This is a genomic window from Prochlorococcus sp. G5PB11 (genome assembly GCF_059772425.1).
This window is the reverse complement of sequence record NZ_CM186287.1, coordinates 1,778,940-1,802,213: the sequence shown is the minus strand read 5'-3', so window position 1 is coordinate 1,802,213 and position 23,274 is coordinate 1,778,940. Positions and strand designations below refer to the sequence as shown.

General features: G+C 36.9%; 26 protein-coding genes. 14 read left to right on the top strand and 12 right to left on the bottom strand.

All coding sequences use genetic code 11. The features are described 5' to 3' along the window. Positions 1–109: 109 nt before the first annotated feature. Positions 110–829: a twin-arginine translocase subunit TatC gene (tatC, locus tag AC6EI0_RS10395; RefSeq protein ID WP_498522434.1), complete on the top strand. Its 720-nt coding sequence runs from the start codon at positions 110–112 to the stop codon at positions 827–829. On the opposite strand, the gene AC6EI0_RS10390 is transcribed toward tatC, so the two are convergent. Continuing rightward, on the bottom strand, positions 795–1,157 hold the full coding sequence (locus tag AC6EI0_RS10390; RefSeq protein WP_498522433.1) for a DUF3067 family protein: 363 nt from the start codon (positions 1,155–1,157) through the stop codon (positions 795–797). The two genes, tatC and AC6EI0_RS10390, sit on opposite strands and share 35 nt — an antisense overlap. Positions 1,158–1,240: 83 nt before the next feature. On the opposite strand from AC6EI0_RS10390, the gene petC reads away from it, so the two are divergent. From petC to AC6EI0_RS10365, 5 genes are all read left to right on the top strand, one after another. After that, positions 1,241–1,777: a cytochrome b6-f complex iron-sulfur subunit gene (petC, locus tag AC6EI0_RS10385; protein WP_498506820.1), complete on the top strand. Its 537-nt coding sequence runs from the start codon at positions 1,241–1,243 to the stop codon at positions 1,775–1,777. 7 nt (positions 1,778–1,784) lie between these two features. Beyond that, positions 1,785–2,750: a cytochrome f gene (gene petA / locus AC6EI0_RS10380; protein WP_498522432.1), complete on the top strand. Its 966-nt coding sequence runs from the start codon at positions 1,785–1,787 to the stop codon at positions 2,748–2,750. A gap of 13 nt (positions 2,751–2,763) precedes the next feature. Continuing rightward, positions 2,764–3,675, top strand: a complete 912-nt coding sequence (lgt, locus tag AC6EI0_RS10375; protein ID WP_498522431.1) for a prolipoprotein diacylglyceryl transferase — start codon at positions 2,764–2,766, stop codon at positions 3,673–3,675. Then, positions 3,672–4,424 carry a precorrin-4 C(11)-methyltransferase gene (gene cobM, locus AC6EI0_RS10370; RefSeq protein WP_498522430.1) on the top strand — a complete coding sequence of 251 codons (753 nt, stop codon included), beginning with the start codon at positions 3,672–3,674 and terminating at the stop codon, positions 4,422–4,424. Before lgt ends, cobM begins: the two co-directional genes overlap by 4 nt. Before the next feature lie 117 nt (positions 4,425–4,541). Then, positions 4,542–5,042 carry a helix-turn-helix domain-containing protein gene (locus AC6EI0_RS10365; protein WP_498522429.1) on the top strand — a complete coding sequence of 167 codons (501 nt, stop codon included), beginning with the start codon at positions 4,542–4,544 and terminating at the stop codon, positions 5,040–5,042. On the opposite strand, the gene AC6EI0_RS10360 is transcribed toward AC6EI0_RS10365, so the two are convergent. Beyond that, on the bottom strand, positions 5,039–6,673 hold the full coding sequence (locus AC6EI0_RS10360) for a Ppx/GppA phosphatase family protein (RefSeq protein WP_498522428.1): 1,635 nt from the start codon (positions 6,671–6,673) through the stop codon (positions 5,039–5,041). The genes AC6EI0_RS10365 and AC6EI0_RS10360 overlap by 4 nt on opposite strands. A gap of 109 nt (positions 6,674–6,782) precedes the next feature. Between AC6EI0_RS10360 and AC6EI0_RS10355 the strand changes: the two genes are divergently transcribed. Then, entirely contained in the window at positions 6,783–7,649 is an 867-nt protein-coding gene (locus AC6EI0_RS10355) for a 4-hydroxybenzoate polyprenyltransferase (RefSeq protein WP_498523541.1), read from the top strand. A 25-nt stretch (positions 7,650–7,674) separates the two neighbouring features. Then, positions 7,675–8,550 carry a S66 peptidase family protein gene (locus AC6EI0_RS10350; protein WP_498522426.1) on the top strand — a complete coding sequence of 292 codons (876 nt, stop codon included), beginning with the start codon at positions 7,675–7,677 and terminating at the stop codon, positions 8,548–8,550. Here AC6EI0_RS10350 and ispD read toward each other — a convergent pair. Further along, positions 8,534–9,211 carry a 2-C-methyl-D-erythritol 4-phosphate cytidylyltransferase gene (gene ispD / locus AC6EI0_RS10345; protein ID WP_498522425.1) on the bottom strand — a complete coding sequence of 226 codons (678 nt, stop codon included), beginning with the start codon at positions 9,209–9,211 and terminating at the stop codon, positions 8,534–8,536. The two genes, AC6EI0_RS10350 and ispD, sit on opposite strands and share 17 nt — an antisense overlap. Positions 9,212–9,369: 158 nt before the next feature. On the opposite strand from ispD, the gene fabG reads away from it, so the two are divergent. Then, positions 9,370–10,122 (top strand): 3-oxoacyl-[acyl-carrier-protein] reductase, encoded by a 753-nt coding sequence (gene fabG / locus AC6EI0_RS10340; protein WP_498522424.1) that lies wholly within the window; start codon positions 9,370–9,372, stop codon positions 10,120–10,122. Positions 10,123–10,129: 7 nt separating this feature from the next. Here the strand turns inward: fabG and AC6EI0_RS10335 are convergent, their stop codons facing one another. Further along, the gene (locus AC6EI0_RS10335) at positions 10,130–10,306 is read right to left on the bottom strand and encodes a hypothetical protein (protein WP_158466132.1); all 177 of its coding nucleotides are present in this window, start codon (positions 10,304–10,306) and stop codon (positions 10,130–10,132) included. A 128-nt stretch (positions 10,307–10,434) separates the two neighbouring features. Here AC6EI0_RS10335 and groL point away from each other — a divergent pair, with 128 nt between their 5' ends. Then, the gene (groL, locus tag AC6EI0_RS10330) at positions 10,435–12,117 is read left to right on the top strand and encodes a chaperonin GroEL (protein WP_498522423.1); all 1,683 of its coding nucleotides are present in this window, start codon (positions 10,435–10,437) and stop codon (positions 12,115–12,117) included. Positions 12,118–12,171: 54 nt separating this feature from the next. Here the strand turns inward: groL and AC6EI0_RS10325 are convergent, their stop codons facing one another. The 5 genes from AC6EI0_RS10325 to AC6EI0_RS10305 all read right to left on the bottom strand — a co-directional run bounded on the left by AC6EI0_RS10325 (position 12,172) and on the right by AC6EI0_RS10305 (position 16,588). Next, the gene (locus AC6EI0_RS10325; protein ID WP_498522422.1) at positions 12,172–12,645 is read right to left on the bottom strand and encodes a hypothetical protein; all 474 of its coding nucleotides are present in this window, start codon (positions 12,643–12,645) and stop codon (positions 12,172–12,174) included. Between the two features lie 29 nt (positions 12,646–12,674). Then, positions 12,675–13,529 carry an ABC transporter permease gene (locus AC6EI0_RS10320; protein WP_498522421.1) on the bottom strand — a complete coding sequence of 285 codons (855 nt, stop codon included), beginning with the start codon at positions 13,527–13,529 and terminating at the stop codon, positions 12,675–12,677. 31 nt (positions 13,530–13,560) lie between these two features. Then, complete coding sequence (locus tag AC6EI0_RS10315) at positions 13,561–14,574, bottom strand: ABC transporter ATP-binding protein (protein ID WP_498522420.1); 1,014 nt, start codon at positions 14,572–14,574, stop codon at positions 13,561–13,563. A 99-nt stretch (positions 14,575–14,673) separates the two neighbouring features. After that, positions 14,674–15,669: a heme o synthase gene (locus AC6EI0_RS10310; RefSeq protein ID WP_498522419.1), complete on the bottom strand. Its 996-nt coding sequence runs from the start codon at positions 15,667–15,669 to the stop codon at positions 14,674–14,676. Then, complete coding sequence (locus AC6EI0_RS10305; RefSeq protein WP_498522418.1) at positions 15,662–16,588, bottom strand: COX15/CtaA family protein; 927 nt, start codon at positions 16,586–16,588, stop codon at positions 15,662–15,664. The genes AC6EI0_RS10310 and AC6EI0_RS10305 overlap by 8 nt, the downstream gene beginning before the upstream one ends. Positions 16,589–16,772: 184 nt before the next feature. On the opposite strand from AC6EI0_RS10305, the gene AC6EI0_RS10300 reads away from it, so the two are divergent. The 4 genes from AC6EI0_RS10300 (at position 16,773) to AC6EI0_RS10285 (ending at position 20,283) form a co-directional block, all read left to right on the top strand. After that, positions 16,773–17,585, top strand: a complete 813-nt coding sequence (locus AC6EI0_RS10300) for a cytochrome c oxidase subunit II (RefSeq protein WP_498522417.1) — start codon at positions 16,773–16,775, stop codon at positions 17,583–17,585. A gap of 4 nt (positions 17,586–17,589) precedes the next feature. Continuing rightward, entirely contained in the window at positions 17,590–19,230 is a 1,641-nt protein-coding gene (gene ctaD, locus AC6EI0_RS10295) for a cytochrome c oxidase subunit I (protein WP_498462292.1), read from the top strand. Continuing rightward, the gene (locus tag AC6EI0_RS10290; RefSeq protein ID WP_498522416.1) at positions 19,227–19,832 is read left to right on the top strand and encodes a cytochrome c oxidase subunit 3; all 606 of its coding nucleotides are present in this window, start codon (positions 19,227–19,229) and stop codon (positions 19,830–19,832) included. The genes ctaD and AC6EI0_RS10290 overlap by 4 nt, the downstream gene beginning before the upstream one ends. A 94-nt stretch (positions 19,833–19,926) precedes the next feature. Next, positions 19,927–20,283, top strand: a complete 357-nt coding sequence (locus AC6EI0_RS10285) for an AbrB family transcriptional regulator (protein ID WP_498462290.1) — start codon at positions 19,927–19,929, stop codon at positions 20,281–20,283. A 40-nt stretch (positions 20,284–20,323) separates the two neighbouring features. On the opposite strand, the gene AC6EI0_RS10280 is transcribed toward AC6EI0_RS10285, so the two are convergent. The 3 genes from AC6EI0_RS10280 to AC6EI0_RS10270 all read right to left on the bottom strand — a co-directional run bounded on the left by AC6EI0_RS10280 (position 20,324) and on the right by AC6EI0_RS10270 (position 23,269). Next, entirely contained in the window at positions 20,324–20,980 is a 657-nt protein-coding gene (locus tag AC6EI0_RS10280; protein ID WP_498523540.1) for a riboflavin synthase, read from the bottom strand. Between the two features lie 85 nt (positions 20,981–21,065). Beyond that, a complete protein-coding gene (locus AC6EI0_RS10275; protein ID WP_498522415.1) occupies positions 21,066–22,067 on the bottom strand; it encodes a type 2 periplasmic-binding domain-containing protein in 1,002 nt (333 codons plus the stop codon). Between the two features lie 5 nt (positions 22,068–22,072). Beyond that, positions 22,073–23,269, bottom strand: coding sequence for a nicotinate-nucleotide--dimethylbenzimidazole phosphoribosyltransferase (locus AC6EI0_RS10270; protein WP_498522414.1), 1,197 nt, complete (start codon positions 23,267–23,269; stop codon positions 22,073–22,075). Positions 23,270–23,274: the final 5 nt, after the last annotated feature.

Here is a 23,274-nt window from a genome sequence, read left to right as displayed (position 1 = left end):
CTAAATTAACCTGAATAGCTCCAACAAAAAAGAAAATATTTTTAAAGCTCCTCCTCCTATCAGGATAAAAGGAAAAGAGAGTTCAATTGAGGTATCTGAATCACTTGAGATGCCTTTAGTTGATCATCTAGAAGAACTTCGCCAAAGGATACTAAAGAGTCTCATTGCAATTCTTCTATCTTCAGGTTTTTGCTTACTATTTGTCAGGAAACTTGTACAGGCATTAGAGATACCCGCAGGAAAAATACAATTTTTACAGGTAGCACCGGGCGAATTTTTATTTACTTCAATAAAAGTTGCAGGTTATGGCGGGCTTACTATTTCTCTCCCATTCATCCTTTACCAATTTTTAAAATTCATCCTTCCTGGTCTAACTAAAAAAGAGAAACTTCTCATAGCTCCCTCAGTTGCAGGTTCAGCAATTTTATTTTTCTTAGGAATTTTCTTTGCCTGGAAAGCTTTGATACCTGCAGCCTTAGGGTTTTTAATAAGTTATGGTGCCGATGTGGTTGAGCCAATCTGGTCAATAGAAAAATATTTAGATTTTGTCCTTCTACTTATGCTTTCAACTGGGTTAGCCTTCCAATTGCCAATTCTTCAATTTATTTTAGGTTTCTTTGAAATAATTTCCTGGAAAAAGATGTTATCTACATGGAGATTAGTTGTTATGGCTTCAGCCATTGCAGGAGCTGTTTTAACTCCATCCACTGATCCAATAACAATGCTTCTTCTATCAACATCGATAACTTTTTTGTTTTTTGTTGGAATTGGGTTAGTTGCTTTAACAACAAACCTCAAAGGACAAATTCATCCATCCTCGGATCCATAGGCAAAGGTAAAGTTATAGCTCTGCCTAGTCTTGGTTTTGCTTGAACATTTCTTAACCATTTCCTTACAAAATCAGATTGACCTGCTCGATTAATAATTTCTAAGGTTCGATTCAAATTTTCTTTATAAGTCTCCTCATCCAGCGGGAAAGATTGTTGTTCTAAGAACCCCCACATCATTTGTAAATAAATCCGGTCTCTTTTTATTAACAATCTCAAATCATATGTTACGCCCCAACGCCTTCTTAAGCACTGCATTACTTCTTCTGGCTCCAGTGGAGTTAAAGAAGAGGAACGACCAGAATTTGACGAATTAAATTCAAAACTCATTTCAAAACCTAGTCTTAGCGGAGATTAATAACCCTTTATGTGTCCATTCTGGTCTAATATCTATGTATAGGTGAACGTCTGTAATGACACAAATGACAACTGCAGATGTGCCCTCAATGGGCAGAAGGCAGTTCATGAATCTGCTTACCTTTGGAACGGTTACAGGGGTAGCTTTAGGAGCTTTATATCCAGTAGCTCAATATTTCACCCCATATAGGGCAGGCGGCGGCAGCGGTGGAACGAATGCAAAGGATGAGCTAGGTAATAATGTAAGTGCAAGTGGTTGGTTATCAACCCATCCAGTTGGTGATAGGAGCTTGGTGCAAGGACTTAAAGGTGATCCGACTTACCTTATAGTTGAAGGCGAAGATGCAATTACTAGTTACGGAATTAATGCGATTTGTACTCACCTAGGTTGTGTAGTTCCATGGAATAGCGGAGCAAATAAATACATGTGTCCATGTCATGGAAGTCAATACGATTCGACAGGGAAAGTAGTTAGAGGTCCAGCACCATTATCTCTAGCAATAGCTCATGTTTCAGTTGAGGATGACCAAGTTCTCGTAAGTCAGTGGACAGAAACTGATTTTCGAACTGGTACTGATCCTTGGTGGGGTTGATCAATAAATGAAAAGTAACTTCAATACTATTTCTAAAACCATGAGTCTTTCATTAAAACTTTTTCTCTTCTCTGTTTTTCTTGGGTTTTCAATATTTATAGTTCCTCAACCAACTTGGGCATACCCTTTTTGGGCTCAACAAAAATTCGAAAATCCCAGAGAGGCAACGGGAAAAATTGTTTGCGCTAATTGTCATGTGGCAAGTATGCCTACAAGAGCCGAAGTACCTCAGGCAGTTGCTGCTGACAGTGTTTTCAAAACAGTAGTAGAGATACCTTATAAAAAGGACTTACAAGAGATTGGAGCTGATGGAAGCAAAGTTCCTCTCCAAGTTGGAGCAGTTGTAATGCTTCCAGATGGATTTAAGCTTGCTCCTCAAGATAGATGGACTGATGAAATAAAAGAAGAGACACAAGGTGTTTACTTCACTCAATACAGCGAGGAACAAGAAAATATACTTTTAGTAGGTCCTTTACCTGGAGACCAAAACAGGGAAATTGTATTCCCTGTTTTATCTCCTGATCCAAGAAAAGACAAAAATTATAATTTTGGAAAGTATTCAATACACGTAGGAGGGAATAGAGGAAGAGGTCAAGTTTATCCGACTGGTGAAAAGAGCAATAATAACTTATTCACTGCAACAAATTCAGGGACAATCACTTCAATAGAAACTAATGAAGATGGAACAAAAATAATTAATCTAAGCAATGAAGAAGGCGAAAGTTTCACTGAAAATCTTCCTGCAGGGACTTCATTATTAATAAAAGAAGGTGAAACTATTGAGAAAGGTGAAAGATTAACTGAAGACCCTAACGTTGGAGGTTTTGGTCAACTTGACAAAGAAATTGTTCTACAAAGTAAAGCAAGAGTTATTGGAATGATAATTTTCTTTATAGGAGTTGGGTTATCACAAATAATGCTTGTGCTTAAAAAGAAACAGGTAGAAAAAGTACAAGCTGCAGAAGGAATATAAATTCAAATAATTGATGGAGAATATATTAATAGCGCTTAGATCACCTGGGCCAGAGTTTGTTCATCTAGGCCCTTTTTCATTGAAGTGGTACGGTTTATTAATAGCTATTTCAGTTTTGATAGGCCTTAATCTATCTGGTGAATTAGCAACCAGAAAAGGATTAAAAAAAAGTCTAATAAATGATTTACTCCCTATTTTAGTTCTGGCTTCAGTAATCGGTGCAAGAATTTATTATGTAGCATTTGAATGGAAAAACTACACAGGTAGAAATTTCTGGAGTTCAATTAATTTTTTCAATTTCAATATACCAATACCAACTGCTATGGAGATATGGGGAGGAGGAATCGCAATTCATGGTGCTCTGATAATGGGAACATTATCCGTAATATTTTTTTGCCGTTGGCGTAAAGAATCTTTTTGGGATGTTATTGATGTTTTAGTTCCTTCAGTTGCATTAGGCCAAGCAATAGGTAGATGGGGAAATTTCTTTAACAACGAAGCTTTTGGAATTCCTACTAACTTACCTTGGAAATTATTTATACCTTATGAATTTAGACCTGAAATATTCTCTTCACAGACTTATTTTCACCCTACCTTTCTTTATGAATCATTATGGAATATTTTTGTTTTTGGAACATTAATTTTTCTTTTTAAAAGGTCAAACAACAATGAACTTAGGCTGCCCTCTGGCAGCCTAAGTTGCATTTATCTAATAAGCTACAGCTTAGGAAGAGTTTGGATAGAAGCCTTAAGAATAGACCCTCTCTGTTTAGGAGGAACAGCCCCTTTTTGCGAAGGCGGTGTTCGAATGGCACAATTAATTAGCTTATTTTTAATGAGTGCTGGTTTGTTGGGGATATGGAGACTTTATATTTCAAAAAAAGCACTTCCCGATCCTTCATTAATTAATGAGAGAAAGATATGAGTTCAATTTCAATTGTCGGAGCTGGTCCAGGTGCTTTAGACTTGATGACAATCAGAGCTCAAGAAAGGTTAAAAACAGCTGAGGTTTTGGTTTGGACAGACTCTCTAATTCCTATAGAAATAACAAAAATTGTTAAAGATGATTGTGAAAAAATAAAGACAAGTTCATTAACTCTTGAGGAGATCATTTCAATCTTAATTAAAAAGCACAGGGAAGGTAAAAAAATTGTTCGTCTGCATGATGGTGATCCTTGCTTATATGGAGCGATATCAGAACAAATATGTAGATTAAATGATGAAGGTATTGAGGTAGAAATAGTTCCTGGAGTAAGTGCCTATCAAGCAACAGCGGCAAAATTAGGATTCGAGCTAACAATTCCAGATTTAACACAAACAATAATACTCAGTAGAGCAGATGGCAGAACAGGTAAACCAGAGAAGGAAAGCCTTCAAAAGCTAGCATCTATTCAGTCTTCTTTATGTCTTTACCTAAGTGCAAGACATGTAGAAGAAGTTCAATCTATCCTTATAAAGTATTACCCTGCTAATACTCCTGTCGCTATTGCTTATAGAGTAACTTGGCCAGACGAATGGACAAAAGTTATACCTTTGACTGAAATGGCAAAAACCTCTAGAGAAAAAAAATTAATTAGAACAACGTTATATATAATTAGTCCAACATTAAAGCAAGCTAATAAAAGATCAAAACTTTATAGTCCCACACATTCTCATTTATTTAGACCTAACTAAAGTGAAAGAAGTAATAAACCTATTTCACAAGTATTCAAAGATAGATTTAAATTATTTTTTGAGATGTACGACTTTACAAACCCTTTAGAATAAAATCAACAATAAAAAGTTTTTTAATTGGAACAAAGTGATGGCATCAAAAGCGATAATTCCTATATCGCAAATAAAAAATCTCCCTTACAAAAAGTTGGTGAATTCCTAAGGGAAGCAAGGCAAGGGAGAAATCTTTCAGTAGAGGATTTATCCTCATCACTTAGAATTGGGAAAGAACAATTGGTCGCACTTGAAGAAGGTGATGAACAATCACTTCCTGAAAAGGTTTTTATAAGAGCAATGGTTCGACGGATAGCTGAGAAATTGAACTTAGATACAAGTTTTGTTCTTGATGAACTGAATGACAAGAAAAAAAATGTAGCGAAGCAGACTCCATTAATTAAAAAGAAAAATGCAAGGAAGAAAAAACATTTCAACCCATTTGTTTTTGTTATTTTGTCTGGAGTCCTAGGATTATTTACTTCAGTAATTGCACTAAAATATATACAAAGTTTTCAAAATGATTCAATCAATTATCCCCAGCAAAGTAATATCTTGTTATTGGAAAGAAAAACATATTTTTAAAGTATATTTATATCAACATCTTTAACTTTTTTGATTAGTAAAAGTGCCTTCTTAAAACTCCATTTCTCAAGATCTAAATTCTGGCCTAAGTCATTAGGAATTAATTCTATATCAACTTTGTTATTATTAGCTTCAATCACTATCTTTGATATCAAAGGTTCAGGTCTTCTATCCAAAGCGCAAGAAAGACGAAGGAGTAAAGACATTTCATTTACTAAGTTTTTATGTCTTTCATCTATCAAAGATTGCCAAGATTCATGTCTTTTTTTAGGAAAACTTTTCCTGTGATACCTAGCAATAGCCGCGACCATCAAATGCTCAGCTTGAGAGTAGCCCAAGAGTTCTCCATGCCTTATTAAATACCACGAATGCTTATGATAAGCTCCAATATTTATGTGTTTGCCACAGGCATGAAGCCTTGCTGCTGCCCACAAAAGATCTCTACCTTCACCATTATCATGATGCAAAACCCCTCGGGTCTTATCATAAAAAGCAAGAGCAAATTCCGAAACTCTTTTTGATCTTTTTGAGTTAACACCAAATCTTTTTGATTGATGTATGACTGTTCTTTCTCTTATTGACCCTTGAAAGCCCAACTGATCTTTTAAATAATTATTACGACACATCCAATCAACTACCAAACCTTCACGTAGTGCTCTTTCACTTAAAACAATCTCATTAACATTCACCATATTCATTATCGTTTGCAAAATCAAAGCCCCCGGGACAATAATCTCAGATCTTCTTTCACTTAATGAGGATAAATTACTCCTTTCAGAAGGTGTCATTTTTATTAATTGACTTACAATAATATCTAAATTATTTTTGGAAATTTTATAACCTTGCAATTTTGACTGAATATGATTTTCTTTGTTAGATATTAATTCCCCAATAGCCATGGCAGTTCCACTAGTTGCCACTAAGACGGGCTTTTCACCTACTTCAATCCTCTTAGATATCTTATCAATTGCAGACTCCATAGAGCCTCTAATAAATGACCTTAAAAATAATTCAGTCTGAGAAGATATTGGATCTTTTTTAATAAATTCTCTTTGTAATCTTACTGCTCCAATCTTGGTACTTGTTAATGCTCTAGCCTCAGATCTATCAGCAAGGATTAATTCTGTCGAACCTCCTCCAATATCAAGAACTAAATGGGGTTTATTCCCAAATTGCATCCCAGAAAGGACACCTAGATAAATCAATCTTGCTTCCTCTGCTCCGCTTATCAATTCAACATCTAAGCCTATCTTCTTTTTTATCTCAGATATAAAGATTTTTCCATTTGGTGCTTCTCGAACCGCACTTGTAGCAGCAATAAGAAGGCTCTCAACTTTATAGCTTTCTGATAAGTCCTTAAATCTCTTTAATGTTGAGAATGCCCTAGTCATAGCAATGGATGTAAGTTCACCATTAGCAGGATCTCTCTCGCCAAGTCTTGTTGTTGATTTCTCAGCAAGTTCAATACTAAAAGTATTTAATTTTGGCTCAAGCTTTGCAATTAAGAGATGCGTTGAGTTGGTGCCAATATCTATTGTTGCTACACGGCATAACTCTGTTTCTTGATTTTCCCCAAGATCCAATTCGATAATATTCCGTTTAGAGGAATTATCTATTGAGTCGCCTAACATATATTAGTAGGTTTAACCTCAATACTCTGACACTCTCAGCACCCCATTGAGAAGGCCTTATAAATGATTATCAATTTAAATTTTCGTGAGTAATCTTCTTGCAAAAAAAATGAGATATTATTTTCAACTTCTTAGATGGAATAAACCCAGCGGAAGATTGATACTTCTAATTCCAGCTGGCTGGTCTCTTTGGTTAGCCCCCTCAGCTCCACCATCCATATTTATTTTGAGATTAGTAATTTTAGGTGGATTATTTGTAAGTGGTGCTGGATGTATTGCAAATGATATTTGGGACAGAAAATTTGACAAAAAGGTGAGGAGGACAAAAGAACGACCATTAGCTAATGGGAAGGTATCTCTTAAGGCTGCATGGATACTATTAATTTCAATGTTGTTTTTTAGTCTTATCGTAGTTTTATATATCCCGACAGAAAGTAGAAATTTATGCCTTCAACTTGCAACACTTTCATTACCTTTTATTCTTCTGTATCCATCAGCAAAAAGATGGTTTAAATTTCCCCAACTTATTCTCTCAATTTGCTGGGGATTTTCAGTTCTGATTCCCTGGGCAGCAAGTGAATCCTCATTAGCAGGAGGGCTACCATTGTTGTTTTGTTGGTTTGCAACAATATTTTGGACTTTTGGCTTTGATACTGTTTACGCGATGGCCGATGAGATTGATGACAAATTAATTGGTCTAAACAGTAGCGCTATCAGTCTTGGTAAAGGGTCAATAAAAACCGTTTCTTTTTGCTACTTTTCAACATGTTTCTTTTTAGCTTTTGGTGCTTTCAAAGCAAATTTAGGATTAACGTTTTGGCCTTTTTGGTTGATAGCAACATTGGCAATGCAAAGAGAGGTCATCTTATTAAATTCAAAACCAAAAGGTATTAAAAGTTCAGGTTCGCATTTCAGCAATCAAGTTCGAATTGGCAGCTTTTTACTTCTCGGCATGGTGTTAAGCAAGCTTATTTAATCAATCTCTTTATCGATATTCGCAAATGACTGCCCCTCTAAAAAAAGGCGATCTTTTCCACATAGTTGCCGCAAGTTCGCCAATAAGTAAAAAAGAAGATCTACTATCCGGAATAAAAGTCCTTGAGGATTGGGGTTTAATATGCAACGATTTCGATGCAATAGATAGATCATGGGGGTATTTAGCAGGCAATGATGAAGTTAGATTCAATAACTTACACTCAAATAATCATTACCCTCTTTTAGCTTTTGCTAGAGGTGGCTGGGGATCGGCGAGATTGCTTGAAAAAAAACAACCATGGAGAGAAGGCTGGTTGATTGGATTTTCTGATTTAACTTCAATACTTCTTGCACGGCTCGCAGGTGGGTTTCAGGGAGGAGTTCATGGTCCCCTTATTACAACCTTGGGTTCCGAACCAGACTGGAGTAAAAACAGACTTAAATCCATTTTGTTTGGTAATTCTGTACCAGATATTTATGGAGACCCATGGGGAGGTGGTATCTCAAAGGGGCACCTAATAGTTGGCAACCTCACTGTACTCACTCACTTGATAGGGACTCAACATCTACCAAATTTCAACAAATCAATACTAATCATCGAAGATATAGGAGAGGCTCCGTATAGAATCGACAGAATGCTAACTCACTTAAGATTGGCTGGAGTTTTACAACAGCTGTCTGGACTAGGTTTTGGCTCGTTTACTTATTGTGATAACGAGATAGACGTCGAGGAAACTAAGACGTTTGAGCTTCTTGATATTTTCAAAGATCGAACACAAGATCTTAAAATTCCAATTGTTTCAAATTTGCCAATCGGGCATTGCTGTGGGAATGCATCACTTCCACTAGGTAGGCAAGCTATCTTGAATGGCGACTTAGGGAGTCTTAGTCTTTTAAAGTAGACAATAAAGACTCTGCAATCACAAGATCAAATGGAGTTGTCACTTTAATATTCGAAGGTCCAGCATCATATATTTTCACTGGTAATTCCAATCGTTCAAATAAGGATGCATCATCGGTTACATCCCACCCTTTTGCAATTGCTTCACTATGCGCATGCTTCAGTTTGTTTACGGGAAAACCCTGAGGTGTCTGCGCAGACCACAAATCTGAGCGAGGAGGGCTCTCAATAATCTCACCATCTTTATCAACCTTTTTAATTGTGTCCGTTACTTTTGAAGCGGCAATAACAGCTTGACCCTTGGAAACAATCTTTGAGATTTCATCGAAAACTAATGATTTCACCAAGCATCTTGCTCCATCATGAATCAGGACAGACTTAGCATCACTTGGAAGAGCAGCTAATCCCAACTGAACTGACTGCTGTCTTGTTGATCCCCCATTAATCCATTGAATTGACTTTACTGAGTTATCAAAAATTGAACATATTGAATTTTTGTCTTTCGGTTGTCCAATTATTCCAATCCAAGTAATTGTTTTAGAGTCGAAAGCTGCTTTCAAAGTCCACTCTAAAACCGTTTTACCTGCAACATTCAAAAGGAGTTTATTTCTATCAGCACCCATTCGATTCCCACTTCCTGCAGCAGCAATTAACAAATGCACAACTAATTCCTCTCTACTGATTATCTATTTAATATATTCGACAGTAAAAATGACTATTTTTAGTGTCTTAGCTTAAAGTCTTTTCAAAAAGCAAGTGACTCAATAGTAAGTTAAATAAAATAAGTATTCGATTCTAACAATTTTAAAACCATAAAATTATGACATTATCAAAATTACTTGAAGGTCAGACTGCAATTGTTACTGGAGCTAGCAGGGGTATTGGTAAGGCTATTGCAATTCTTTTAGCAAAAGAGGGAGCAGAAGTAATCATCAATTATTCTTCATCTTTGGAGAATGCAAATAAAGTGGTAGCAGAAATAAGCTCTTTTGGAGGGAAGGCATACCCTCTTCAAGCTGATATTTCTGATGAAAACTCGGTAAATGAATTAATCAAAACAGTTTTGGGGAAAAATAATACAATTGATGTTTTGGTCAATAACGCAGGGATAACTAAAGATGGACTTCTTATGAGAATGAAAACTAACGATTGGCAGAAAGTTTTAGATCTTAACTTGAGTGGTGTTTTTTATTGTACAAGAGCTGTCTCTAGGCAAATGTTGAAGCAAAAAAAAGGAAGGATTATCAACATAACTTCTGTGGTGGGGTTAATGGGCAACCCAGGGCAAGCAAATTATTCTGCAGCCAAGGCAGGAGTAATAGGTCTTACGCAAAGTGCTGCGAAAGAGTTCGCAAGCAGAGGAATTACTGTAAATGCAGTCGCACCCGGTTTTATTTCAACTGATATGACAAAGGATCTAAACAGTGAATCAATTCTTTCTGCTATTCCGCTTGGACGATTCGGAAATCCTGAGGACGTTGCAGGAACAGTGAGATTTCTTGCAGCAGATCCATCAGCAGCTTACATAACTGGCCAGACAATTCAAGTTGATGGTGGAATGGTTATGAGTTGAGCTAATTTCAATTTTGTATGGGCTGACCTAATTCATCTCTCAATCTTCTTATCCTTTGCAATAATTTTAGTCTTCTACTTCTCGCCGTTGCTGTAAGAAATATCCTCAAAGGGAAATAAATCAAAGTCATAGTCCCAGCCAAGCCAGCCATGAGAATAAAAAATAAAGCCCCAGGATCATTCATATGTTGACACTAACTACCTTCTGTAAAAATTGGGAATAATTTATGAATTACGATTCGGCTTTCCCCACTTATTTAGCCTCCCCTAATGTGTGTTTCCTATGGGAGATTAAGACTAATTCAAACCAAATATGGCAAAACTTCTAAGTTTTTCAGACGAATCACGTGGTGCTCTAGAAAAAGGAGTAAACAACTTAGCCAATGCTTTAAAAGTCACAATTGGACCTAAGGGTAGAAATGTAGTTATTGAAAAAAAATTTGGAGCCCCAGATATCGTTAATGATGGAGTAACTATCGCTAAGGAAATAGATCTTGAAGACCCTTTTGAAAACATAGGAGCAAAGCTTATTGAACAAGTTGCTTCAAAAACGAAAGAAAAAGCTGGCGATGGCACGACCACTGCAACAGTTTTAGCTCAATTCATGGTTCAAGAAGGGTTGAGAAACACTGCAGCTGGAGCAAGCCCAATCGAATTAAGACGGGGCATGGAAAAGGCAGTAGCTCAAATCGTTGATGATCTCAAGGAAAAAAGCAAATCAGTCAGTGGTGATGCTATTAAACAAGTTGCGACAGTGAGTGCTGGTGGAGACGAGGAAATAGGTTCAATGATTGCAGATGCAATAGACAAGGTCAGTTTTGATGGAGTAATAACAGTTGAAGAATCCAAGTCTCTAGCTACTGAGCTAGATATCACTGAAGGGATGGCTTTCGATAGGGGTTATAGCTCACCATATTTTGTTACTGATGAAGATCGCTTAATTTGTGAATTTGAAAACCCCTCAATACTAATAACTGACAAAAAAATCTCATCCATCGCCGATCTCATTCCAGTTCTGGAAACTGTTCAGAAGAATGGAACACCCTTGATAATTCTTGCTGAAGAAGTAGAAGGTGAAGCATTAGCTACGCTTGTAGTGAACAAAAACCGCGGCGTTTTACAAGTGGCAGCAGTCAGAGCCCCCTCATTTGGCGAGAGGAGAAAAGCTGCCCTAGGAGATATTGCTGTGCTTACTGGCGGTACATTAATCAGCGAAGACAAAGCAATGAGCCTTGAAAAAGTTCAAATCTCTGATCTAGGTCAAGCCAGAAGGGTAACAATTACAAAAGACAGCACAACAATTGTCGCAAATGAGAATCAAACCACCGAATTATCTAATCGCATTGCCTCTATAAAGAGAGAGCTTGATGAAACAGATTCTGAGTATGACCAAGAGAAGTTAAACGAGCGAATCGCTAAGCTTGCAGGAGGTGTAGCCGTAATAAAAGTGGGAGCTCCTACTGAAACTGAATTAAAGAACAGAAAGCTCAGGATTGAGGATGCTCTAAATGCAACTCGTGCAGCTATTGAGGAAGGGATTGTGGCAGGCGGTGGAACTACTCTCTTAGAATTAAGTGAAGGGCTTGAAGATTTATCCAAAAAGCTAGAAGGTGATCAAAGAACCGGAGTTGAAATCATAAAAAGGGCATTGACGGCTCCAACGAAACAGATAGCTATAAATGCTGGATTTAACGGAGATGTTGTTGTCTCAGATATCAAGAGATTGGGTAAAGGCTTTAACGCACAAACTGGAGAGTATGTTGATTTACTTGAAGCAGGGATATTAGATGCTTCAAAGGTAATACGACTTGCTCTTCAAGATGCTGTCTCAATAGCCTCACTTTTAATAACAACTGAAGTTGTTATTGCAGACAAACCTGAACCACCAGCAGCACCAGGTGCTGAAGGCGGAGACCCAATGGGTGGTATGGGTGGTATGGGTGGTATGGGTGGTATGGGTGGTATGGGTGGTATGGGTATGCCAGGAATGATGTAAGGAAGTAAAAAGGTCTATACTTTCAAATTAAAAAGATCAAACATAAATTTAAACTTATTTTCTTAATAACCACTTCCTAAGATAACTATATTTAGGTATGGGTGGTAAAGGTATCAAAGCTTCAATCTCAGAATTAATTTTGTTGTCTATGATTGAACTCTTAGCCTTGTATCCATCATTTTCTTTATTAATTTTGTCATAGGATTTAATTTTAAACGATTCATCAATCCCATCCTTAGTTGGTTTAAATTCTTTGGTTATGATTTCTTTTTCTTTAGTATCGTAATTATTGATATTATTTGGTTCATCAACATCGAAAGAATTTTCTTCTAGTTTATCTAAGTTTTGATTATTTAAATTATTAGGTTTTTGACTCAACTGGTTTAAATCTAGATTTTCCAATTCTTCCAAACTTTCGACTCCAAAACGATGTGCCCATTGAGATTTCAGGAGAGAGTATAAATTACTGTCATTGGCCTTTAGAGCGTCTATGATTTGTTTTTGTAGATGATACTTTCTAGACTCCAAGGTTCTTCTCAATCGCTAGACTAAGATTATCAAGCAAGTTTGCGATTTAAAAGAGGTCTAATAAGAAAAAACAACCCAATTGTAAGAATAAATAGAATTAATAAGCAAGAATATCCATTTATTTCTCCATAGGGAGCATTGATTAAAACTAATTTTAGATCTACTGAATTTTGATATGCCATTCGTATCGGTTCAATCGCAAATGTTAATGGATTAATCGATGCCATCCATCCAAGCCATTTAGGCATGAAAGATATGGGGGCCAATGCTGTGCTTGCAAAAAGAACAGGTAGATTAGCAATAAAGATAATCGCAATTAGCTCTATATGTCCAGGCAATATAAAGGCCAATCCAAGACTTAAACCAGTTATTGCAAATACCAATAACAATAGTGTTATTGCTATGAGAAGGAAACCTCCCAGACTTGGCCAGCCATAACCTAAGAGAGCAGAAGTTGCCATTATTGCGAAACTCTGCAAAAGGCTAATAGTAGTTATATAGATGACTGAAGAAATTACAATTGAACTCCTACTTGTCAATGGAGCAACTAACAATCGATTAAGGAAACCAAATTCTCGATCAAACATCACAGGTAGTCCTGCATTAAGAGCTCCACTAAACGCAGTAAAGACTATTAAACCTGCGCCAAGAAATTCTCCATAGCTACTGTTCCCTGGCAAAAAATCTATTGGAGCATTAGAGAATAACGCTGCAAAAAGCAAAAGCCATATTAAAGGCTGAAGGATTCCTGCAAATAATGTTGAAGGTCTTCGAATTAGTTGAATGAAAAGCCTCCATGTCAGTGCAGAAGTCTCTTGTAACATTTCATTCAAATCATTTCTAGATTGCTTATCCTTAGGAATTGATGGATTAGTAGTGATCATGTTTTTAATAATTTAGGAGTAATACAATCAATTAACGCATCGATTTCTTTTTCTCAAGATTTAAATCTCTTTTACCAGCAAGTTCTAATTCAGCGTCCATAAGAGTTTTACCAGTTGCTTGCAAATAAACATCATCTAAACTTGGTCTACTCTGAGAAAGTGCAAAGACTTCAAAATTTTCTTTTGAAAGATGACTCGACAGATTTGAGATAACATTAGTACTTTGAACTAAAAAATTTAAAGAATATCCTTGCTTTTGATTCACTACTACATTTGATACCCCATTGATATTTTTAATTAATTTCCTTACAGATTCAGCCTCTACTTCATCACTAAACTCTCGCACCCTAAGTGTAACTCTGTCACCACCAAGTTCTTTTTTTAAATCATCTGGTTTTCCATTAGCAATGACTTTTCCTTTATCAACAATAGCCATCTCATCTGCCAACTCATCTACCTCCTCGAGATAATGACTACTTAAAAGAATAGTAGTTTCCTTATTTCTAAGTTCCTTCAATAATTCCCAAATAACTGATCGACTTTCTATGTCCAACCCAACAGTAGGTTCATCAAGAATCAATAATTCTGGTTCATGCAACAATCCTGAAGCAAGATCAAGTCTTCTTTTCATTCCTCCCGAAAAAGAACCACATCTTCTATCAATCCATTCATGCATATCTAGTCTCTGAATTAATTCGTCAATTCTCTTTCTCTTACGTTTACTGTCTAGATGATAAAGGTCTCCTTGAAGCTGCAGCAATTCTCTACCTGTAAGTATTTTATCGATTGCAACATCTTGAGCGACATAACCCAATTTGCGCCTAATTTCTTTTTCCTCAAACAAAGCATCAAGTCCCCCAACCTCAACATGGCCAGAATCAGGGGAAAGAAGAGTACAGATAATTCTAATTGCAGTGCTTTTGCCTGCTCCGTTTGGGCCCAACAAACCATACAAAGAACCTTTTGGAACTTGAAGGTTAAGTCCATCTAGAGCCCTGACAGGACCATAAGACTTAAATAAATCTCTTAGTTGGATGAAAAACATCTAAAAACAGATTGCCTAAAAACAAGTTAATATCACCTAGCAAAGTCTAATTAATATCACTAAGCAAGGTTGTAAAGTTTTTATTTTAATTTTATAGTTTTACGAAAATATCATTGAGAAGTCTTTAATTAAAGCTATCAACTGATCATTAAAAACAATTGATACCTCTAATCTACTAATAACAAGCAAAAAACAAACTCCAAACATATAAAGAATAGACCACCTAAACAAACCCTTAGCCCTATCTAAGTCCTCAGGATCATCTCTTAATCTGGAGACCAATTGGAGAAGTCTTGAATTATAAGGTAGTAATAACATTCCATATAACAAGCCTCCTGCGGGCAAGACAAAGCACCCTAAAAAACTTAGAAAGACTGTTAGATAGCCATAAACAGATATAGCTTTTGCCGTAACAAATGGGCCACTTACTGTTGGGAGCATAGGTATACCAACAGATCGATAGTCCTCTCTTAATAATATGGCCAGAGCCCAAAAATGTGCTGGAGTCCAAACCATTACCAAGGAGAATAGCCACCAACCACCCAATCCAATATGGCCTGCTGCTGCCGAAGCTCCTACAAGAGGGGGAATTGCTCCAGCGACTCCTCCGAAAACTATATTTTGAGAAGTTCTAGGTTTTAGGAATGCTGTATATAGGAGAACATAACTACAAAGTCCTAAAAGAGTAAGTCCTGCTGCCAAGCAGTTAACTCCACTTACCAAAAGGGTTGAAGCAGCAAGTGTACAAGCAATTGCTCCAATAAAAACAGAAGACTGAGAAAGGCGACCAGAGGGCAATGCTCTATTACTGGTGCGTTTCATTCGCTTATCAAGGTCTTGCTCCCACAAGCAATTAAGAGCTCCTGCGGCTGCAGCCGCAAGAGCTCCTCCACCCAAAGTGCATGCCAATCTTGGAGAGGGTAATGGCCATTCCTCCGAAAGAGCCATTCCACCAACAGTGGTTGCCAGTAATAGAGGAATTAATCTTGGTTTGGCAACCTCTAACCAAGCTGGAAGTTTAATACGCTTTCTCGAAGGAACGATTTCCTCGCGATTAACGGGCTGTGAAATTACATCTGATGTAGAGCTAACCATGACATGTCTCCAAAGTTGATTGATTTAAAAGAAATGATTGAGAAGATTCATCAATTCCTCTACCTTTAAAATTCAATGCTGCTATTACGGCCACTAACAAGCAGGCAATTAGTTGATGACCAATTATGAGACCAGGTTGACTCATGCTTAGATGAATAGAAAAAACACCTAATAAGATTTGTAAGATGATCAAAAAAACAATCGTCAAAAGATAAGGCCACTGCTTAGCAAGAACATCTTTCTGAAAAGATGAAACAATTACGAATAAAATCACCAAAAAGCTCACCAGAACAGCACTAGTACGGTGCATTCCTAAAAGATTGCAAGAATCTCCAAAAGCCAAGCATCTTTGCGCTGCCCACGAGGTTGCCACCCGACTACCTAATAAAGACTGAGCTACAACTGAAAAAAGAGATAAAAATCCAAGGGAACGAAGCCAAAGTGGAAAAAGTGACTTGCCAGGGTTGAGTAGTTGTTGAGTCACGCCACTCATGATTGCAACAAGAGTGAGTGCAACTGCAAGATGAGCTATGACGATTAGAGATGGCAATAGCTGCAGTACTGTCAAAGCACCTAAAAAACCCTGAAAAGCAACCAATAAAGTTAAGAATCCATAGGTCCAAGGAAGCCATGTAGGTAAAGTTTTTGCCCAGCGTAAAGAAAGCACAAATTGAGCAATTAAAACAATTCCTACAAAAAATGCATCTAAACGATGAAACCATTCCAAGAAGACTTGTAAGTTCATTTGCCTCCCAGGCAAAAACGACCCATAACATAAAGGCCAGTCTGGGCAAGCAAGGCCAGCCTCCATAACTCTTGTTGCACCTCCAATCACGACAAGTGTGATCAGTGCAACCACCACATGAGCAGCAAGTTGGCCCAATCTAAAGAGTGGCTTTGGTGGATAAATAACCTGCACGTATGCAAAAATCCATCAAGATCATTGTTAATTCAACGTAGCGATTACTTTGTACACGTCACCTGAATAAAAGGACTGCAACATAAAGATTGTCTTTAAAAAAAAATTATTCATCTTGAATTAACAATTAGCCGATACATTAGTTACTTTTGCCCATAACCTATAAATAGAACAGGAGATCTTCTTGCCGAAACTGTCGGCCATCTTAACTCTAACGTTAAGTTTAATTCTTGGCGTAGCAGGAGTTTGGATTGCGTACAACGTCAATATGCTTCCCGTGAGCGCGAGCATTAATGCTCCTGTTTATGATGAACTATATCGAGTCCTATTCATTATTGGCTGCATACTTTTCATAGGTATGACTGCTTTAGTAATTTATAGTCTTATTCAATTCCGTCGTAGGCCGGGAGAAACTGGTGACGGGATTGACTTAGAAGGTAATATTTCTCTAGAAATATTTTGGACAGCAGTTCCTGCAATTGTTGTTTTATTTGTAGGTTTATATAGCTACGATATTTATGATCGAATGGGTGGCATGCAACCTTTAATGCATGATCACAGTGGCCAAATGGATAATCAATCCGGGAGGGTTTGGGGAGGTATAGGTTCTGGGCCAATTGAATCTTCATCCACAAAAAATTCATCTTCATTACCAATTGAGTTAACTGCAATGCAATTTGCTTTTATCTTTCACTATCCAAAAGGAGATATTATTTCTGGCGAACTTCATGTTCCTGTTGGAAGAGAAGTTAATTTAAGAATGGAGTCTAAAGATGTAATACATGCTTTTTGGGTGCCTCAATTCAGACTTAAACAAGATGTAATTCCAGGCCAACCAACGATTTTAAATTTTACACCTACAAAAGCAGGTAATTACCCAATTGTTTGCGCAGAGTTGTGTGGCCCTTATCATGGTGGGATGAGATCAAACGTAATAGTTGATGAACAAGAAGACTTTGATAATTGGTTAAAAGAAAACTCTAAAGAGTCAATTTAGATTTATGACTATTTCACTCAAACCAAGTAACTCGCCTCCAGAGAAGCTCCAACCAACTGGATGGCTGAAATATCTGAGTTTTAGTCTCGATCACAAAGTCATAGGTCTTCAATATTTAGTTTGTGGTTTCTTGTTTTATTTAATTGGAGGATCTTTGGCTGGAGCGATAAGGGTAGAGCTCACAAGTCCCCTCTCAGATTTCATGCCTAGAGAGGTTTACAACCAAGTTTTGACGCTCCATGGCACAATCATGATTTTTTTATGGATCGTACCTGTAGTAAATGGTGCATTTGGCAACTATTTAATACCTTTTTATGTTGGGGCAAGGGATATGGCCTTCCCAAGACTTAATGCTGTTGCTTTTTGGCTAATACCTCCCTCCGGGTTGATGTTAATAACAAGCTATTTCATAAACGGGGCAGCACAATCTGGGTGGACAGCATATCCACCTTTAAGCATTACGACTCCAGCCGCCGGTCAAATAATTTGGATACTAAGCGTATTACTTTTAGGTGGGAGCTCAATTTTTGGTGGTATTAATTTCATCGCTACAATCCTCAAACTAAGAAGACCTGGGCTAAAATTAATGCAATTACCCATGTATTGCTGGGCAATGCTTGGTACAAGTATTCTCGTCGTGTTATCAACTCCTGTTCTAGCAGGTACTTTAATATTGTTGAGCTTTGACATAGTTGCTCATACAGGTTTCTTCAACCCAAGTCTTGGTGGAAATGTAATTGTTTATCAACATCTTTTTTGGTTTTACTCTCATCCTGCTGTTTATATCATGGTCTTACCTGCCTTTGGTTTGGTAAGTGAAATACTTCCAATCCACAGTAGAAAGCCTCTATTTGGCTATACAACAATGGTCTTTTCAATTATGGGAATAGTTGTTTTAGGCCTAGTTGTTTGGGCTCATCACATGTTTACGAGTGGAACTCCTCCATGGATGCGCTTATTTTTTACAATCGCTACTGCTTTTATAGCTGTTCCTACAGGTATAAAATTTTTCAATTGGGTTGCAACCTTATGGGGAGGGAAAATATCACTTAATGCAGCCATGCTATTTTCCTGCGGATTTATTATTAACTTTGTCTTGGGTGGAATAACGGGAGTTGCCCTAGCTCAAGTTCCTTTTGATGTTCATGTACATGATACCTATTTTGTTGTTGCTCATTTTCACTACATAGTCTATGGAGGTTCAGTCTTTGTTATCTTCTCTTCTATTTATCACTGGTTCCCAAAATTTACCGGAAAAATGCTCAATGAAAATCTTGGGAGATTCCACTTCATAATTACTTTTATAGGCTTTAATCTTTGTTTTGCTCCTCAACACTGGTTAGGTTTAAATGGTATGCCTCGACGAGTTGCTGAATACGATTCACAATTTCAATTAATCAATCAAATAAGTAGCGTAGGTGCATTGTTAATGGCTCTAAGCACTATCCCTTTTCTATGGAATATTTTTCAAAGCATCCTCTACGGGGATGACGCTGGTGACAATCCATGGAATGCATTAACACCTGAGTGGTTAACAAGTTCACCCCCTCCTGTTGAAAATTGGGAGGGAGAAGCCCCACTAGTTCTAGAACCATATGGTTATGGAGAAAAAAATTCAAATAACACTCAGGAGGTAATTACATGACTTCGATAGTTCCAAAAGAACAATCTTCAGAGAACAAAAAAGAACTCTCAACTGAAGAGCATGAAGATTTTCGTTTGTTTGGTTTAATAGCTTTTTTAATCGCAGATGGGATGACCTTTGCAGGTTTTTTTGCGGCATATCTAACATTCAAAGCAGTCAATCCCCTTGGGCCTGATGCTATTTACGAACTAGAACTGCCATTACCAACTTTAAATACAGTCTTACTTCTAGTTAGTAGCTTTACATTTCATCAGGCCGGGAAATTCCTAGAAAAGAATAAAGCAAAACAATGTCAAAAATGGCTTCTCATAACAGGCGCTTTGGGAGTGGCATTTTTAATCAGTCAAATGTTTGAGTACTTTACTTTGCCTTTTGGATTAACAGACAACCTTTATGCAAGTACTTTTTATGCATTAACTGGCTTTCATGGGCTTCACGTAACACTTGGATCAATAATGATAATGATTATTTGGTGGCAAACACGTATCCCATCTGGTCGAGTGAATAATGAAAACAAGTTCCCATTTGAGGCAGTAGAGCTCTATTGGCACTTTGTAGATGGCATTTGGGTTATCTTATTCATCATCCTTTATCTGCTTTAAGAGGTAAATATTGATACTAAGCAAGAAACTTTCAATTAATTTGTTGCACAATTCCACTTATTGGTCAGAATTATATTAAATAAAACAGTCTGAAATGCTTGTTGGAAAAGAACTCCTCGACAAAGCAAGATCTTTAAGCAGCCGTCCAGAAGACGAAATAGCTAAAGGATGTGGTTATGTCGGCCCAAGCGGGAGAGTTTTACGTAAAAGTTTTTACCGTGCTCTAGTTGAAGCTAAGGGTTATAAACTTCGCTCAAATGGCCCTGGCAGAGCAGGCAATAGATCTTCAAGAGGAAGACAAGCAGAATTTCGAACTAAAGTTCATGGTAATGGCAATCTTCTTATAGGACATGCCTATACGAAAAAACTAGGTCTAGAGCCTGGACAGGAATTTCGTATTGATGTACGAAAAGACTCTGGAGCGATAAGTTTGTTACCACTAAAGAAATAATAAATCTTCCGAAAAATTTATATTTATTAAATAAAAATTCCTAGTTCCAACCCTGCTCATTAAGCCACTGAGAGCTAATTAATGGTGGAGTTTTTGAAAAAGAATCATTATTTTGCACATTTAAAAGTTTTTCTGCATACTTTGCCATCAAGTCAACTTCTAAATTAACTTTTTCGCCAATTTTCAAATACTGCAAGCATGTCTTTGTCCAAGTATGAGGTATTACGGCTACTGAAAATTCACACCCATAATTACATATCTCAGAGATAGTAAGACTAATTCCATTCAGGCAAATACTAGCTTTATCGCACATATACCTACAGAAGTTCATATCATCCCAAGATACTTTCAAATTCCAGGAGTTTTTCAAATTTTCAATTGAAATAATTTCACCTAGACCATCAATATGTCCGCTAACAATATGTCCACCTAACCGATCAGACAAACGTAATGCTGGTTCGAGATTTACATAACCATTTTTCTGAGCTTTTTCTGCAAGATTTGTTCTCTTAAGAGTCTCTTCACTTATATTTGCAAAAAAAGAATCATTGATTAATTCAGAAACTGTTAGACAAACTCCGTCTACAGAGACACTGTCTCCAAGATTGAGTGGAGAAAAAGGCTTACATCCATCAACAATTACCCCCAAATTATTTTTCTTGATCGTGCCAATAGACTGAATTAAACCAGTGAACATTATTTTAACTGCCACTTTTAGAATGCTAGTTATGGTATTTAGAAATGTCTTGAAAAAGTTTATTTGGATTTCAAATATAGTTTGATTATGAATTATTCCAATATAAAGCCAAGGCTTTTTTCTCATCAGCACTGAGTATTGGCAATGACCAACATTTATTCCAAACACTCTCTTCTGGTAGAAAGATAGATTGATACCTTTGAGAAACATTTATATTTTTTCTCCTCAAGTCAGAAAAGCTCGTTGGTGGCAAATAACCTTTACTTATTAGACGTCTTAAATAGGTAGCTCCCCACAAGGAATCAACCCACTCAATAGGGAAAGACTCTGGAGGAAGCGAGGGGGAAGCAAGAACCGTCCAATTAAGCGGACTTCCCTCCTTAGGCAAAAGGACAGACAAGCGAGGATCTTCAACAAGAGCTTTAACACAGTTAGATAAGGGTAAAACTGCTGCATTTGCTCTACCTGAAACGACCCAATTTAAAGCATTCCTATCATCATAAGTTTTAGCTTGACTCTTGATTTTCAAGAAATCGTTAACCAAATCTATTTTTTGTGCAATAGAAATCAGAAGATAAGGACTACGAGGAAAAACTATCTGATTTGCAAGTGAATTCGAAAAAATAACTTCCCAAGTATCCTTATTTTTTAAAGCAAGAGAACCTTCATTTCTGAAAAGTATCACCCAAGGGCTAACCGCTAACGGTAAAAGCTTTTTTTTATAATCCTCGCCTAACCCTTCGAGAAAAGAATTAGTCTGCTTGCTGAAATTATTTCTAATATTATCTACTTTGATTTCTTGAAATGAATTAATGGCTAACTCAGATATCCAACCATCATTTAAGATTAATAAATCTGTTTTTTCTTGAAGAGTAGAGTTATAAGAAAAATTTTTTAAGTCGATATCTTTTATAGGGAAAAATTCCCAACCTGAAGATAAACTATTTACAAATTCATTAGGAAAGCTATTAGAAACTCCTCTCAAAGCCAATTTCTTTTGAGACGTTGAACACCCAGATAAGAAAAATAAAGAAGAGATCAATCCATATTTGATGAACTCTCTCCTACCAAATTTATCAGTATTCATATTATTCAAATCCCGTGACAAGTTATTTCGTTATTTGACTTAAAAAGATTAGCAACCTCTAAATCACACTTTTCAACCATTTCTTTCTGAGTCAATCCCTTGATTTGAGCAAGCAACGATAATGCTCCAGCACCAACACCCTCTTTAACATAACCGATCTCATAATCTCTAAGAACTTTTTGATTACTATCATTAAATCTATAACCACTAGCTAGACCAAGGATATTTACCTTAAAATGATTGGCGACATTATTCATTAAATGAATAAAAGAATTTCTATTTTTTGCAGCAGAAAGTGATTCATCTACTAACCATGATGTTGTTCCTATAAAAATTTTACCAGTAACTTCAGAACGTAATTTAGGCTCAATTTCATTTAATGCTAAAGCTAATACTGCCAACATTTGACAACCTCCTCCTAATAGAACATCTTGACCAGATTCTATAGCTCCCATCAAAAGACCAACTGCAATTGGTTGAAATGGATCCCCGACTGCTGCCATGAGATCAACAGAAGATGGATTCTTCTTTAATTTTGCAGCTTTGAGTCCTTGTTTAACTAATTTTGCTTTTAATTCTGAAGGTGGATTCCTATAACTTCCGCTTATAAGACCATTAACATTTATTCCTAATCCTAAAAGAACAGCAAAAGCTGTAGAGGTACCTCCTGGAACACACTCAGTTATTAAAAGAGATTTTTTTAACTTCTTACCTATCTTAAATCCACCATCTAGTAAAAGTTTAACTCTAGTTCTTTCCATTGCATTACCTGAACTCAAGCATCTAGCAGGGCCCATCTTGGGTGACTCTAAAGCTACATGACTAAATGGGGGGGTTTGTAGCAGTCCTGCCGATATGATTGTTGGCTTAATTTTCAAGAACCTTGAGGCAACGTAACTAATCAATGCAGGCGAGACACCTGCAGCTAAAGGAGGTAAAGGCCATCTTTTGGGAATCAAAGGACCTCTTAATAAAAGTTCGGCGTCTGCAACGGCTGTATAACGTCTAGAAACAGGAGTCGAACCAGCCGCAGAAATACCCTCAATCTCTGCAGTTTGAGATCCAGCAAGAATTAAAAAGAATTCCATATTAGTAATATTTTCTTGCAAAATTTTTACTCTTTCATTAACATTTTCATTTTGCAGGCCATCCCCAAAAGCCAATACTCCTGACGGCAATAAAGTATAGTCAACTCCTTTCATTTTCA

Bases quoted from the DNA above. Each gene is read 5' to 3' on its own strand.
- AC6EI0_RS10275 (WP_498522415.1), bottom strand. From the start codon at position 22,067: ATGAATACTGATAAATTTGGTAGGAGAGAGTTCATCAAATATGGATTG.
- AC6EI0_RS10315 (WP_498522420.1), bottom strand. From the start codon at position 14,574: ATGTTTTTCATCCAACTAAGAGATTTATTTAAGTCTTATGGTCCTGTC.
- AC6EI0_RS10290 (WP_498522416.1), top strand. From the start codon at position 19,227: ATGACTTCGATAGTTCCAAAAGAACAATCTTCAGAGAACAAAAAAGAA.
- cobM (WP_498522430.1), top strand. From the start codon at position 3,672: ATGAGTTCAATTTCAATTGTCGGAGCTGGTCCAGGTGCTTTAGACTTG.
- petC (WP_498506820.1), top strand. From the start codon at position 1,241: ATGACACAAATGACAACTGCAGATGTGCCCTCAATGGGCAGAAGGCAG.
- AC6EI0_RS10390 (WP_498522433.1), bottom strand. From the start codon at position 1,157: ATGAGTTTTGAATTTAATTCGTCAAATTCTGGTCGTTCCTCTTCTTTA.
- lgt (WP_498522431.1), top strand. From the start codon at position 2,764: ATGGAGAATATATTAATAGCGCTTAGATCACCTGGGCCAGAGTTTGTT.
- AC6EI0_RS10310 (WP_498522419.1), bottom strand. From the start codon at position 15,669: ATGGTTAGCTCTACATCAGATGTAATTTCACAGCCCGTTAATCGCGAG.
- AC6EI0_RS10270 (WP_498522414.1), bottom strand. From the start codon at position 23,269: ATGAAAGGAGTTGACTATACTTTATTGCCGTCAGGAGTATTGGCTTTT.
- AC6EI0_RS10335 (WP_158466132.1), bottom strand. From the start codon at position 10,306: ATGAATGATCCTGGGGCTTTATTTTTTATTCTCATGGCTGGCTTGGCT.
- groL (WP_498522423.1), top strand. From the start codon at position 10,435: ATGGCAAAACTTCTAAGTTTTTCAGACGAATCACGTGGTGCTCTAGAA.
- petA (WP_498522432.1), top strand. From the start codon at position 1,785: ATGAAAAGTAACTTCAATACTATTTCTAAAACCATGAGTCTTTCATTA.
- AC6EI0_RS10355 (WP_498523541.1), top strand. From the start codon at position 6,783: ATGAGATATTATTTTCAACTTCTTAGATGGAATAAACCCAGCGGAAGA.
- fabG (WP_498522424.1), top strand. From the start codon at position 9,370: ATGACATTATCAAAATTACTTGAAGGTCAGACTGCAATTGTTACTGGA.
- AC6EI0_RS10285 (WP_498462290.1), top strand. From the start codon at position 19,927: ATGCTTGTTGGAAAAGAACTCCTCGACAAAGCAAGATCTTTAAGCAGC.
- AC6EI0_RS10280 (WP_498523540.1), bottom strand. From the start codon at position 20,980: ATGTTCACTGGTTTAATTCAGTCTATTGGCACGATCAAGAAAAATAAT.
- AC6EI0_RS10320 (WP_498522421.1), bottom strand. From the start codon at position 13,529: ATGATCACTACTAATCCATCAATTCCTAAGGATAAGCAATCTAGAAAT.
- ctaD (WP_498462292.1), top strand. From the start codon at position 17,590: ATGACTATTTCACTCAAACCAAGTAACTCGCCTCCAGAGAAGCTCCAA.
- tatC (WP_498522434.1), top strand. From the start codon at position 110: ATGCCTTTAGTTGATCATCTAGAAGAACTTCGCCAAAGGATACTAAAG.
- AC6EI0_RS10360 (WP_498522428.1), bottom strand. From the start codon at position 6,673: ATGTTAGGCGACTCAATAGATAATTCCTCTAAACGGAATATTATCGAA.
- AC6EI0_RS10350 (WP_498522426.1), top strand. From the start codon at position 7,675: ATGACTGCCCCTCTAAAAAAAGGCGATCTTTTCCACATAGTTGCCGCA.